Raw genomic sequence first — 14,122 nt, forward strand, 5'->3', positions numbered from 1 at the left:
TGTTTGCTTTTAGTTTACTGCTTCATCAATAGTACAGCACATATCAATAACGATATCTTCAAGCTTTTCCGGATGAATCATCTCTTCTTTTGCGATCCCAAATTGAGAGGCCATAATGGTATTAAACAATTCCCAATGCTTGATCAGCAGTTTTTCGCGATTATCTGCAATATCCGGCCATGTTTCTTGCATCATTGGCGCGAGACTGACAGCACCATGTGCGAAGATCAACATTTGCCATTTTGATTCCCACTGATCAAACTGTGCATTAGGGTTTTCGCTGTTGTACTGCTCGAAAATTCCGGTAAATATCGCAGCGAACTCATCTTTTGACTTTAAGAAATACTGCAGCAGAGCACCGTCATCGCCTTGTCGAATGGCATCGGCGATCATCTGTACTGGATGAGGATTGACGAGAGCAAATGCTAGCATGCGAACCATAAACAGATAAATTTTTCTATTCGAAGGTGTGTTCTCCGGCATTTCATTGATGAGTTCAGCCATATAGCACTGCATGAACTCGTCCATTGCATCGCTAACCGCTTGCCAGATTTTCTCTTTGCTGCCGAAGTGGTGACGGATCAAACTATGTGAAACACCAGCCTTTTCACTGATATTGCGCAGCGAGACACGCTCGTAACCAAGTTCACAAAACATATCTGCTGCCACTTTAAGGATCAGACACTTAGTTTGTTCTGCTGCTTCAGCACTTCTACGCCCCTGCTTTCTTTCATTCATAGTTCGAATTTTCCCGAATATTAATCACGCGCTTACTTTTACCAGAAACCGAACGCTTTGACTAATTAATTTGCTATCCACCTGGAAAATATGTTGATCAATTTCAAATTCTGCTTATACTGCACGGCTGTGTAATATATAAAACCTACGGAGAAAGCGGGTGCGAAAACAATATTTAAAGCGCACTTTAGTTGGCGCAGTGGTGACATTAAGTCTTTCTGGGATGCTAACTGGGTGTAATAAAGCCATTTCTGAGCCGTCTGAACCTTTAATCAAACCTGTAAAATTACTGGCGGTGAAAGACCTAGAACTTGAAGACTCGCACGCCTTTTTAGCGCGTATTGATGCAACACATCGCGCGCAGCTTTCTTTTCAGGTTGGTGGAGAGGTAGATGAATTACGTGTACGCATGGGTCAAAAGGTCCAAAAAGGTGAAGTGCTCGCAACGTTAGACCCTAAAGATCTTCAGCTTGCGTTAGATGCCGCTCAAGCGCAGTACGCGTTAGCGAAAACACAATGGGACCGCGCGAAAAACCTTTACGGAAAAAAACTCATTAGTACTGATGAGTACGATCAGAAAGAAACTCAATATAAAGCGGCATTGGCGAACTACGAACAAGCTAAAACCGATTTGAGCTATACCAAAATTCACGCACCGTTTGATGGCATAGTGTCATATACCTATGTCAACCCATTTCAGGTAGTAGCAGAGAAGCAGGAGATCTTGAATCTCATTGATAACACGACGTTGGATGTGTCGTTCACCTTGCCAGTAAGTTATGCGGAATCTGTATCACTTGAGTCACTGCAAAACTCCGATATGTGGGTGACGATGGATAGCGAGCCAGGAAAACGTATTCCTGGGCAATTTAAAGAAATTTCGACACAGCCAAACATCGATACCAATAGTTATGAGGCGATCGTGACCATCACTCGACCAGAAGATCGCAATTTGCTGACAGGTATGACAGGGCAGGTACACATTGCTAAACAACATGTATCGGACGCGATGACGTTACCTCAGTCTGCTTGGGTCAACAAAAATGGGACGCAAGGTGAAGTTTGGGTAATGGACAGAAGCACGCAGCAGGTCAATAAAGTCACTGTGTCACTTGACGCAGCAGGTGGTGTGAAAGCCGGGCTTGATAACAATGATTACGTTGTTATTGCTGGTGTTGAGAGACTGGTTGAAGGGCAAGTGGTGAAAGCTTGGGTTCGTGAGGGAGGCATTTAATGAAACGTTCTCTACTTACGATCTCTGCGATTGCACTTGCAGTTTTAACAGGGTGCAAAAATGAAAACCAAGCTATCGTCGAGCAGCCACTTTTTGTGTCGACTATCTCGGTGGATGCACCAGTACAAAGTCAACATCGCGCGTTCAAAGGCATAGTAGTGCCTGCAGAGCAAACGCCAATGGCATTTCGCCGCGCTGGGGAAGTTCAGCACGTATTGGTTAAAGCGGGTGACGTTGTGAAGCAGGGGCAAATGATCGCAAAGCTAGATGATAGCAAAGAGAAGCAAGCCGTGAATGACGCAGAAGCACAATACACACTTGCAATTCGTCAGCTTAAACGCGGTGAAGACTTGCATGCACGTCAAATGATTTCAAAAGCGGAACTTGATGAGCTAACCGCTAATAAAGAGCTAGCTGAGGCTACTTTCTATAACGCGACCAATCAATTGAATTACACCCGTTTATTCGCCCCGTTCGCCGGTAAAGTATCTGATGTTTTCAAAGAACGTTTTGAGCGTGTGGCAATTGGTGAACCCGTGTTAAACCTATACCAAAACGATTTGGTTTACGTGCGCATTGAGCTTTCCGACAATGTTTTAGCGATGGTAGACCCAAACTCAGACAGCATGAGCTACAAGCCTAGAGCAACCTTCTCCGGCATCGATGGCAGATTTGCTTTGGACTATTTAGAGCACACAAGTGAACCCAACGCTGAAACTCAAACCTACGAAATGTACTTGACGATGCCACAGCCAAAAACAGAGATATTGCCGGGAACCAGCGTAAGCGTTTTGGTCGATATGGTGAAGGCGGGCATTACCTCTATTGATGGTTACAGTGTTCCTGTCACGGCGCTTCAAGCTGGCAGTGAAGGGAATGAGTTCTTTGTGTGGAAAAAAGAAGGTGACATTGTCACACGGGTGCCTGTCATGATTTCTCAAGTGAATGGCAATGGAGCCATTGTGTCGTCAGGTGTTAGCCAGGGCGATATTCTGATTAATTCAAATCTGCGTAAATTACGCGAAGGTAAACATGTGGATGTTGTGGAGAATAACCAATAATGAACATTGCTGAGTATTCAATAAAAAACAAAGTCATCAGCTGGTTGTTCATTATTATCCTTGCTGTTGGTGGTTTAACGTCATTTTTGGAGCTTGGACGATTAGAAGACCCGGCATTTACGATCAAAGATGCCATGATTATCTCAACATACCCTGGCGCGACGTCAAAAGAAGTTGAAGAAGAACTGACGTATCCTCTAGAAAAAGAGATTCGAAAACTCCCTTATATCGACAAAATTACCTCTACGTCTTCTAATGGTATGTCTCAAATAACGGTGAGCATGGAAATGGACTATGGTCCTGATGAACTGCCGCAAATTTGGGATGAAATGCGCCGTAAAATTAATGATTTACGACCATCATTGCCTCAAGGTGTTCAGTCTTTACAGATCATTGATGATTTCGGTGACGTTTATGGCGTGATGTTAATGCTCACTGGTGACGATTACGACTATGTAGAGCTGAAACGTTATGCGGATTACCTGACCCGTGAAATCGAGCTTGTTGATGGTGTTGGTAAGGTAGACATCACGGGCGATCAGCAAGAAATGCTATTCGTTGAGATCTCACTTGATCGCCTTGCTGCACTGAACTTAGACATGAATGTGGTTTCGAGCTTGTTGAACCAGCAAAACAATGTGGTTTCAGCAGGTGAAGTGATGGTCAATGGCGAAAGCCTTGTTATTCGCCCAAGCGGCACCTTAAACACTGTAGAAGCACTAGAAAATCTGATCATTCATGGCCGTGACACAGGAAATCTAATTCGTCTAAAAGACGTAGCAACGATTTCTCGCGGTATTCAAGAGAAGCCAAGCAACGTCGTACTCTTTAACGGTCAAAAAGCGATTAATATCGGTATCTCGTTTGCATCGGGTGTGAACGTGGTTGAGGTTGGTGAACGTTTGGATGCGGAGCTCGCGAGCCTTGAGTCTATCAAGCCTGCTGGCATCGATATGAACTACTTTTACAACCAAGCCAATGAGGTGGATGAATCTGTTAAAGCGTTTGTAATTAGTCTAGCGGAGGCAGTGGCGATCGTAATCATTGTGTTGCTGTTTACTATGGGTTTACGCAGTGGTGTCATCATTGGAGTTGTGTTGTTATTGACGGTATTTGGTACCTTCATTTTGATGAATTACAACAACATCGAACTGCATCGTATTTCTCTTGGCGCGTTAATTATTGCCTTAGGTATGCTGGTTGATAACGCGATTGTTGTCGTGGAAGGCATATTGGTTGGCCTAAAGAAAGGGCGTACCAAAGTTCAAGCGGCTGTCGATATTGTAAAGCAAACACAATGGCCTTTGCTGGGCGCGACTGTTATTGCAATTACGGCTTTTGCACCTATCGGCTTGTCGCAAGATGCGACAGGTGAGTTCATGGGCTCTCTATTCTGGGTGCTGTGTTTCTCACTATTTTTAAGCTGGATTACCGCTATTACACTGACGCCTTTCCTTGCCGATCTTTTGTTGAAAGAGGAAAACAAAGAGCAAGGTACTAGCGAAGATGATCCTTATAAAGGCTGGTTGTTTGTCGTATTTGGGGCATCGCTGAAATTTGCATTGCGATTCCGCTGGCTTACCGTTGCTGGCATGGTGGCGCTATTAGTGGGTGCTGTCGTGGCATTTGGTAATGTAAAACAGCAGTTCTTCCCACCATCGAATACGCCGATGTTCTACGTGGATATGTGGATGCCAGAGGGTACTGACATCCGTGAAACGATTAAAAAAGCTGAAGAGGTCGAAAGCTACATTCGTCAACAAGATGATATTGACTTTGTTTCTGCTTCGATTGGGCAGGGCCTACAGCGTTTTGCTTTAACCTATCAACCAGAAAAAAGTTACGAAGCGTACGCTCAGTTCCAAGTTCGCGCGACTGATCGTGAGAAAATGTTTGGTTTACTGCATAAGTTAGATGCGAATCTGGCGAAAACATTTGATGCGCCTACGTTCCAGTTTAAATTGATGGAATTTGGTCCATCACCAGCGTCTAAGATCGAAGCGCGTATTACTGGCCCTGATCCACAAGTTTTACGTGACTTGGCGGTGCAAGTCGAAGACATCCTTCATACCGACCCTGGTGCCCGAAACATTCGTCACGATTGGCGAGAGCGCACCAAGGAACTTGTACCCGTTTTCAACGAGTCTAAAGCTCGTCGCTTAGGTATTTCGAAAGAAGATCTTTCAAGCACATTGCAAATGGCGTTTGGTGGTAGCACCTTAGGTTACTTGCGTGATGGTACACATACGTTGCCAATTATGACACGCCTTCCTGAAGAAGAACGCGTAGATTTTGAATCACTACAAAACGTGACCATTTGGAGTCCTTCGTTGCAAACGTATATTCCGGTTGATCAAGTGATTGATGGCGTTCAACTGGATTGGAGTGAGCCGCTAATTCAGCGTCGTGACCGTAAGCGTACGTTAACCGTTCTCGCGGACCATGATGTGTTGAGTGACGACACGGCAGCAAGCTTATTTGCTCGTGTACAACCTAAAGTGATGGCATTGCATGTTCCAGAAGGGTACGAAATCACATGGGGTGGTGAGTACGAATCATCCAAAGATGCACAAGAAGGCCTATTCGGTTCATTGCCGATGGGTTACTTGTTGATGTTCATCATTACTATTTTACTGTTTAACTCAATCAAAAAGCCGTTGGTCATTTGGTTCACCGTTCCGTTAGCGATCATTGGCGTTGCTTTTGGTTTGCTTACCACGAACATGCCGTTCAGTTTTACAGCATTCCTTGGTTTGTTAAGCCTAAGTGGCATGATTCTGAAAAACGGTATTGTGTTGCTTGACCAAATTAACCTTGAGTTGGAGTCAGGTAAAGATCCTTACCTCGCGATTGTCGATAGTGCGATAAGCCGCGTTCGTCCGGTAAGTATGGCTGCCCTAACAACTATCTTGGGGATGATTCCACTGGTCTTCGACGCCTTCTTTGGCTCGATGGCAATAACGATTATGGCAGGTCTTGGTTTTGCTACTGTACTGACACTGATAGTGGTGCCAGTGATGTTTGCAATTCTGTTTAGGGTAAAACCGACCACTGCATAGGGACTCCTGGCTATTTGCCAGCTTCCTGCCTAGCCCTGAAGGTTTTCTTCGGGGCTTTTTTGATCTTACTAATATATACCAAACCATTCATTTGCTTGATTTTAATGATTTTCTTACGATTACAATGCAAATCATGCGTATACTGATGTAACGACACATCAAAGATTGAGATTACATGAATAAGCGCATATTAAACGGACTCTTCTTCGTTGGTTCTTTCACCTTGGTTGGCTGCACCGCGACGGATAGCATGCCGACAGAAACCAAACAACCTGCCCCTAAAGTCAACAGTGTTAGTGCTGAAGTAATTTCCAGTTGGATTGATAGTAAGGTTTTAGCCCCTGAAGGGCTGTCGCTCGAGCAAGACAATCTACGTTATCTATCGGGTAGCGCCGACCTAAACAGCGACGGAAAGGCAGAACACATAGTGTTGCTTCAAGATCGCTATTTCTGTGGTAGTGGTGGCTGCTCTGCATATATGTTTGATAATGAGGGAAACGTTATTAATCGAATGTCGGTAACTCGCACGCCTATTGTACTAGCCGACAGTTACAGTAATGGTTGGCAGGACTTTATCGTTTGGAGTAATGGCTCATATCGACTCATGAGTTACAACGGTGAGTCTTATCCAAGTAACCCGTCACTAGAGCCAAAGGTGGATCGAGACGCTAACCAGCAGGCGGCAATCGCAAATGTAATGGCGACAGAGCTTTATCAGCAAGACGGCTATGACATTCTGCCCGCAGAGTCAAAAACCTTGTGGACGCCAGCTAACGTTTACCACTTTACCTTCAAGCACTACGGTGACCCACATAGCGCTTATCAAGCAACGGTGGATATGAGCAGTGGGGAAGTAGACATTGTAGCCGTTCCGGCTGCGGAATAAAAAACACCTCCCTTAACCGGAATTAAAGGGAGGTGCTAAATGCCAAATTCGAGGGTGGCATTGTTAACCGGAGTCGCTCTAACTAAGCTGCGACTTCTTGTTTCGCTTCTGCTTTGCTTTTTAAGAATGCGTAAGTAAAGCCAGTTACCGCTGTACCCGCTGCAATAGCCACTAAATACATTAATACTGGTGAAATTGCGTTAGGAATTAGCAGCACGAATAGACCGCCGTGTGGTGCCATTAATTTCGCACCGAATAGCATCGATAGGGCACCAGTAAGCGCGCCACCGGCCATACAAGATGGAATCACGCGCATTGGATCTTTCGCAGCAAATGGAATTGCGCCTTCAGAGATGAAACACAGGCCCAAGACAAATGATGCTTTACCAGCCTCACGTTCATTTTGTTCAAATTTGTTCTTCGCAATGAAGGTCGCTAAACCCATACCTAGCGCAGGAACCATACCTGCGGCCATGATTGCCGCCATTGGTGCGTAAGTTTGTGAAGCCAGAAGGCCAACACCAAATGCGTAAGCGGCTTTGTTTACCGGGCCTCCTAGGTCGAAACACATCATAGCGCCAAGGATAATACCCAGTAGTACTGCACTGTCAGAACCCATGTTGTTTAGGAAGTCAGTCAGGCCGTTCATGATGCCTGAAACTGGGCCGCCTACGATGTAGATCATGACAAGTCCGGTGAACAATGTTGCCACAAATGGAATGATCAGAATCGGTTTTAGCGCCTCCATCGATTGTGGCAGTTTCACCTTATCTGCGAGGAGTTTCGCTGCGTAACCAGCAATGAAACCAGCCGCGATACCGCCAAGGAAACCTGCGCCAGTAGAACTTGCTAGCATACCGCCAACAAGACCAGGAGCGAGACCAGGACGGTCAGCGATTGAAAACGCAATATAGCCAGCAAGTACAGGAATCATCAATGCGAATGCAGAGCCACCACCAATGTTCATCAAGGCTGCTGCTAGTGTGCCTTCTTCTTTAAATGCTTCAATACCGAACACGAAAGATAGAGCGATGATCAGACCACCTGCGACAACCACAGGCAGCATATGAGACACACCGGTCATCAGGTGTTTGTAAGCGCCTTTTTTCTCTTCGGTGGAAGATGAAGAGTTAGCTGAACCAGAATGTTGATACACCGTGGCTTGCTCGAATGCTTTGTCCATCTCTTCGGCTGTTTTTTTCAGAGCTGGGCCTGTTTTCGTGCGGTACATCTTTTTGCCGTTAAAGCGATCAAGTGGCACTTCAATATCCGCAGCAATGATCACCAGATCGGCATCTGCAATTTCTTGCTCAGTCAGTTGGTTTTTAGCGCCAACTGAACCACGAGTTTCCACCTTGATTTGATGGCCACGACGCTTGCCTTCTTCTTCTAAAGCTTCTGCCGCCATAAAGGTATGCGCAACGCCAGTAGGGCATGCCGTGATTGCAACAATCTTCTTTGATGCTGATGTTGTATCTGTAGTGATAGGGGCTGCAAGTGTGGTTGCTTTTTCAAGTAAAGTGGCGTTTTCAACCGCTTGCTGGAGAAACGCAGTTGCGTCTTTTGCTACTTCGCTAATTTCCGCTTGGTAAACCTTTTTTCCTACAAAACGAGAAGTGTCGACGCTAGTATTTGCCGCAATGACAATGACTTCTGCTTGTTCAACGTCAGCTTCCGTCAATAGTGTTGGTTCAACCACACTTGATTGACATTCTATTTTGGCATTCCAGTTTAATTTTGCGGCGGCTTGTTCTAGTAATCCTGCCGCAAGGATGCTATTTGCTACACCGCTCGGACAGGCAGTAATAATGGCAATATTCATACGATAACCTTCTGTTCCTTAGTTTTGTTCTAAGTTTGTAATAGGGTAAAGCGCGCTAACTTCAGTTTGTCGCTTGATATTTTCCAGTTCTTCCTGACTGGTTAGCCCTACGCCAACTTGACTAACTGCCAAAGCAGAAAGTGCCGTAGCGAAGCGCAATAAATCGTTTTTAGGCATCAGTTGCATGTGGCCCCAACACAAGCCAGCGACCAGCGTATCGCCTGCGCCAACGGTGCTCACTACATTCATTCGAGGCGGTTTTGCACTAAGCCATTCGCCTTGGTTGAGCCACATAACACCGTCAGGTCCCATAGAAACCACGATGTTTTCTATGCCCTTGTCGCTCAGTGTTTGCGCAGCAGCTTGGCATTGTTCAGGCGTTTCTAGATGTTCGCCAACAAAATCACCAAGTTCTTCATCGTTAGGTTTAATTAACCATGGGTGAGCATCAATACCTGACTTCAATGCGGCTTTGCTACTGTCGAACAACACCTTTTTGCCTTGTTGATGCAGTGCTTCTATCCATGCAGCGCATTGCTCTGCAGTAACACCGCCCGGTAGGCTGCCTGCCAATACAAAGTAATCGTGTGTTTCAGCAAGGCGGAATAGGGTTTCTTCAAAGCGCGCGATTTCTTCTGCCGTAACTTGAACACCAGGGAAGTTAATGTCACTAACGTTTCCATTAGCCTCAACGAGCTTGACGTTGATACGAGTTGCACCTTGTACTTCTACAAACTCATTCTTAACGCCGATGTCATTGAAAAGCTGATGGAATAGCTCAGGGTTATCTTTACCAAGAAAGCCGGTAACCGTGACATCTGCGCCTAAATCGCTCAACACTTTTGCTACGTTGACACCTTTACCTGCAGCGTGGAGATTGCTTTGCTGTACTAAGCTCACGGAACCAACGTTTAGTTCATTTACTGAACCTGTTAAATCCAATGCCGGGTTGAGCGTAATAGTGACAACCTTATTTGTTTTGTTTGTCATATCGGATCCTTAACCTTCACCAAGGCCAGAAGCGATTGCATTTCCGATAGACTCCAAGGCTTGCGGCGCATCAGGGCCTTCTGCTGTAAATTGAAGTTGGTGACCGTGCTTAACGCCCAGCGCGATGACTTTCATTAGGCTCTTCGCGTTTACTGCTTTTCCATCTCCGTCTAGGTTGGAAACACGTATAGTGGATTCAAACTTTTTCGCTTCTGCGACTAACATTGCCCCCGGACGAGCATGTAGGCCGTGAGAGTTTTTGATTTTAAATACAGCGGTATTGCCTTCTTCTGAAGATGCAGCTGTGACTTCTTCACCTTTGAACAAAGCAAGAATCTGTTCTACTGATGCATCTAAAAGCTTGCCGTGTTCATTGTTAAACACAATATTAGAAAGCGTTTTTAGGATAGGTTGGTGAGCATTGTTACATGCCGCGAACGCGACAAGTGCACGCACTTTTTGACCTTCATATTCGCAGTCGTTTGCCGTCGAGACAAATGACACACCTGTGCGAGTGACATGTTTGTCACTGCCAATTAACCACAGGCCATTACCTAAGTGAGTTGGTTGTTTGGTAACGAGATCTGCAACGAATTCGTTATCAGCACATCCCGTATTTTTCAACAGACCACCAGCAACAGCACTCATCTGTAGCATGTCGCTCGCAGGGAACATCAGTTGAATTAAAGAAGCGTCAAAGTCTGCTTCAAGCTGAACATCACCGTGCAGTAGGGCGATGATTTCGTCTTCATTTTTTGCATTACGCAGACGTTCTTCTACGCCATCTGCGCCTAGCACTTTGGTGAGCTGTTTAAGAATGCCAAGGTGCTCATCAGATTTAGCTGCGATACCGATAGCGACGAACACAGTATTGCCATCACCCCAGTCGACACCTTGTGGGAAGTGGTGCACAGCAACACCCGTTGTTTTCACCATTGCACGAGTGTCGGTTGTACCGTGCGGTATTGCAATACCGTTCCCCAAAAACGTAGAGTTTTGGTTTTCACGGTTTAGCATGCCTTCAACGTAACCTTGCTCAACTAGGCCTTTATCAGTCAGGCTATGAGCAATACTCTTTATTGCTTCAAACTTATCTGTCGCTGATTGCGAGAGGGTAATGTCGTTCTTATTTAGCTTAAGCATGGTGCTTCTCCAGCCTTAAGGTATCAATTTAAAAATGTATTCTGTGTGAGAAGTTGAACGCCGCTTCTTCTGAGCGCTTATCACTCCTCAAACCTTTTATATTTCAAGCTAAATCGATTCAGCTTGTTGGTAAATTTTTTAAAAGACTCAGAAAAACTGTTTTAAAAACTGACGTTAACAAACGAGCCTTTGCCGCTGTCCTATAGCCTAGCTCACAAATTGGTTTGTTGTGTATTCAGGTGATTTACGTCAATTTTTAAGTTTTGCTGAATCCTTTCAGCTTTTATACTGAATCGGTTCAGCTTATAATTCAACTTATCGAAAGATCGTTGATGTATTAATATGATCGCGCGCACAGAATAAGGTTTAGAATATGACACTGGATGAAATAGCCAAATTAGCGGGTGTTTCTAAGACAACTGCAAGCTATGTGATTAACGGAAAAGCGCAGAAATACCGCATCAGCGAGAAGACTCAGAAAAAGGTGATGGCCGTTGTAGATGAGTACAATTATAAGCCAGATCATGCGGCGTCTTCCTTGCGGGCAGGTAATTCACGCTCATTTGGGCTTATCATCCCAGACTTAGAGAACACCAGTTATGCGCGTCTTGCAAAGTTGATAGAGCAGAACTCTCGGAAAGCGGGGTACCAAATTTTGATTGGCTGCTCTGATGATGATCCTGATACAGAGCAAAAGGTGGCGGAAGCATTAGTCAGTCGTCGTATTGATGCGTTGTTTGTGGCAAGTGGTATGCCCACTGCAAACGAGTATTATCTTAAGTTGCAAAATTCTGGTACGCCAGTTATCGCGCTAGACCGTCCAATGGATGATGAGCACTTTTGTTGTGTCATCAGCGAAGATTTTGATGCCGCACTTGAACTCACTCAGTCAGTACTGTCAGAGGATATTAAGTCCATTGGCTTAATCGGTGCATTGCAAGATCTTCAAGTCTCAAAAGAGCGTGAGCTCGGTTTTCTATCTGCTTCTCAACAAGGTGGTAAAACGGCAACAGTGGGTTATGGACAACACTTCTCCCGGGAAGAAGGCAAGAAAGTCTTAGAGAGATGGTTAACAGAGAACGCATTGCCAGATGCCATTGTTACAACGTCATACACACTGTTAGAAGGTGTGTTGGATGTAATGCTAGAAAAACCAGAACTGATGGGAAAGGTGCGTTTAGCGACATTTGGTGATAATCGACTGCTGGACTTCTTGCCTGTGAAAATCAACTCTTTGCCTCAACAGTTTGAGTTGATCGCGGACAGCGCAATGGAGTTAGCACTCAACGCTTCCGCTAAGCGTTACAAGCCTGGCGTAGAACTTATCCCGCGTAAAATTGTGAGACGTCACTAAGTCACTAAATAGGTTGCTCAAAGCTTTACTTCAGCCGTCAGCGCCACAAATGCGTGGTCGCTGGCGTTTTTATCTCTGTCATAAATCGGGTTGATCAGATGTTGGTTAGACACCTGATAGTCAACAACCTCGGCAACCGATATATCTGATAAGGTGTCAAACTCTTGTGAGAGCAAGATATAGTCGAGTACGTTCCCAGTGGAAAAATGATAATGCGTGGCGGGGCGTTCATCCTTCTGAGCGTCACTTTGCAATAACCAACCATCTTTGAGTTGTAATTCAGTGACGCTGTCACCAGTATTGGATACCAATGCGCTGTTAACGCTGATAGGAGTGATAGGTTGATTCATATCGCCCATTAACACTGTCGGCATTGGTTCTTTTCGATACCTTTTTTGCATCGCGTCTCTTAACATCGCTGCTTCCCAGCCTCTTTGCTGGGTGGATAACCAGCGCCCAATAATCGTGCTAGACGTTTCTGGCTGTTCTGAGTCGGCCGGGCGTTGAGATTTCAGGTGCGTTACGTAAACGGCGATATGACCAAGTACAGGATGTATTATTTGGGCATAGATGGGTTTGCGACTGAACTCTGGAGCAACACTTACTCCAAAAGGTTCAAGCGTTGCTAAGTCAAACTCTACCGCTTGTACTTTTTCTATTGGAAACCGAGATGCGATTGCCACAACAGGGCTTGAGTAAATGTACTCATCCTCAACATGTGGAGTGTCAACGGTCGCAAAGTAGGGGTAGCCGATGGTTGAAAAGAATGCCTGGGTCTCCTCGATACTGAATACTTCTTGTAAGCCAATCACGTCGCCTTCCAGTTTTTCAACTTGACGTTGCGTCCACGAAAGTTTGTCTCGCCATTGCTCTAACGAGTATATGTTCTCGAAATCATAGTAGGCGTTAGGCGGTGCGACAAAATTAAACAAGTTCGCAGTGACAAAGGTAATTCTACTTGGTTGAGACAAAGTATTCACTCTTTTCAACAATAACTTAGAGAGTATATACCTTCAGGTTGCGTAATTGCATCTTCGTTTGAGCTACGCATCGGTATACAAGCTAACAAGCGACAAGTTAAATGGGTTAAGAGGTGCTCAAACGCCAAGGCGAATCGGTGATTGAACATCGGCAGAGGTTTCTATTTTTAAGCATTGCGTTTAAACTTCAGGGCATCAAATAGTAAGAGTAAGTAACATGACCCAAGATTACGACCACGAAGAGTATTTAGAAGGCGAAGAGATTGAGATCGAAGCGATTGGCATCGATGTTGATGCGCATCCAATCGAACTGTACAAGCTTTTTAAAATCGCAAACTTGGTCAGCGGTGGCGGCGAAGCAAAACATATCATCGAGGAAGGCTACGTCGCGGTGAATGGTGAACTAGAAACACGTAAGCGCCGCAAGATGTATGATGGTGACTTTTTTGAGTTTAACCAGGAATATTATGTTGTGGTTTGCGATGCGCCAGTAACCGAACCTGAGACGGCAGAGCAAAAAGCAGAAAAGAAAGCGAAAAAAGAAGCACAGTCTTCTCGTAAAGATAAGTCTCGTCAAAGTAAGTCACCCAAAGCCTCTGGGCCTAAATCAACAGGCCGTAAAGCGGCACATAAAGAGCGTAAAGCGCAGAAAGAAGCGTTGTCTCAGTCTGCTAAGAAAGGCAAAAAAGAAGACAAACCGCAAGCCACTCGTGATCCGAAGAGCGGACGTAATTCTATTGATTTTTTCTAGGGAAATGAACGCTTAACTAAATAAGTGGCATCTGAGTAAAACTAAAAAGCGCCGAGCATATTATATCGGCGCTTTTTTGGTTTCACTGTGCTGTAAGTGGGTAG

11 protein-coding genes are annotated in these 14,122 nt (G+C 45.1%); 6 read left to right on the forward strand and 5 right to left on the reverse strand.

Features of this window, described 5'->3' with window-relative positions; translation table 11 throughout:
* Positions 1-9: 9 nt before the first annotated feature.
* Positions 10-738 (reverse strand): efflux transporter transcriptional repressor VdeR, encoded by a 729-nt coding sequence (vdeR, locus tag KI742_RS04240; RefSeq protein WP_017820966.1) that lies wholly within the window; start codon positions 736-738, stop codon positions 10-12.
* A 160-nt stretch (positions 739-898) separates the two neighbouring features.
* Between vdeR and KI742_RS04245 the strand changes: the two genes are divergently transcribed.
* From KI742_RS04245 to KI742_RS04260, 4 genes are all read left to right on the forward strand, one after another.
* Positions 899-1,972, forward strand: coding sequence for an efflux RND transporter periplasmic adaptor subunit (locus KI742_RS04245; RefSeq protein WP_017820965.1), 1,074 nt, complete (start codon positions 899-901; stop codon positions 1,970-1,972).
* Positions 1,972-3,033 carry an efflux RND transporter periplasmic adaptor subunit gene (locus KI742_RS04250; protein ID WP_005376420.1) on the forward strand — a complete coding sequence of 354 codons (1,062 nt, stop codon included), beginning with the start codon at positions 1,972-1,974 and terminating at the stop codon, positions 3,031-3,033. The genes KI742_RS04245 and KI742_RS04250 overlap by 1 nt, the downstream gene beginning before the upstream one ends.
* On the forward strand, positions 3,033-6,092 hold the full coding sequence (locus tag KI742_RS04255) for an efflux RND transporter permease subunit (RefSeq protein WP_005386052.1): 3,060 nt from the start codon (positions 3,033-3,035) through the stop codon (positions 6,090-6,092). Before KI742_RS04250 ends, KI742_RS04255 begins: the two co-directional genes overlap by 1 nt.
* 175 nt (positions 6,093-6,267) lie before the next feature.
* A complete protein-coding gene (locus KI742_RS04260; protein ID WP_005376411.1) occupies positions 6,268-6,978 on the forward strand; it encodes a hypothetical protein in 711 nt (236 codons plus the stop codon).
* Between the two features lie 82 nt (positions 6,979-7,060).
* Here KI742_RS04260 and fruA read toward each other — a convergent pair whose 3' ends face one another.
* From fruA to fruB, 3 genes are read right to left on the reverse strand one after another with little or no spacing between them, the layout of a single operon-like run.
* Positions 7,061-8,800, reverse strand: coding sequence for a PTS fructose transporter subunit IIBC (fruA, locus tag KI742_RS04265; protein ID WP_005376409.1), 1,740 nt, complete (start codon positions 8,798-8,800; stop codon positions 7,061-7,063).
* An 18-nt stretch (positions 8,801-8,818) separates the two neighbouring features.
* A complete protein-coding gene (gene pfkB / locus KI742_RS04270) occupies positions 8,819-9,790 on the reverse strand; it encodes a 1-phosphofructokinase (protein ID WP_005386058.1) in 972 nt (323 codons plus the stop codon).
* Between the two features lie 9 nt (positions 9,791-9,799).
* The gene (fruB, locus tag KI742_RS04275) at positions 9,800-10,933 is read right to left on the reverse strand and encodes a fused PTS fructose transporter subunit IIA/HPr protein (RefSeq protein WP_005386065.1); all 1,134 of its coding nucleotides are present in this window, start codon (positions 10,931-10,933) and stop codon (positions 9,800-9,802) included.
* Positions 10,934-11,306: 373 nt separating this feature from the next.
* On the opposite strand from fruB, the gene cra reads away from it, so the two are divergent.
* Entirely contained in the window at positions 11,307-12,287 is a 981-nt protein-coding gene (gene cra / locus KI742_RS04280; protein WP_170893210.1) for a catabolite repressor/activator, read from the forward strand.
* Between the two features lie 17 nt (positions 12,288-12,304).
* Here the strand turns inward: cra and KI742_RS04285 are convergent, their stop codons facing one another.
* Positions 12,305-13,258 carry an endonuclease/exonuclease/phosphatase family protein gene (locus KI742_RS04285; protein WP_213871094.1) on the reverse strand — a complete coding sequence of 318 codons (954 nt, stop codon included), beginning with the start codon at positions 13,256-13,258 and terminating at the stop codon, positions 12,305-12,307.
* Positions 13,259-13,484: 226 nt separating this feature from the next.
* Between KI742_RS04285 and KI742_RS04290 the strand changes: the two genes are divergently transcribed.
* A complete protein-coding gene (locus KI742_RS04290; protein WP_005376400.1) occupies positions 13,485-14,018 on the forward strand; it encodes an RNA-binding S4 domain-containing protein in 534 nt (177 codons plus the stop codon).
* The last annotated feature ends 104 nt before the right edge of the window (positions 14,019-14,122 follow it).

This window comes from Vibrio sp. D417a, from assembly GCF_030248595.1.
GTDB classification, from domain to species: domain Bacteria; phylum Pseudomonadota; class Gammaproteobacteria; order Enterobacterales; family Vibrionaceae; genus Vibrio; species Vibrio alginolyticus.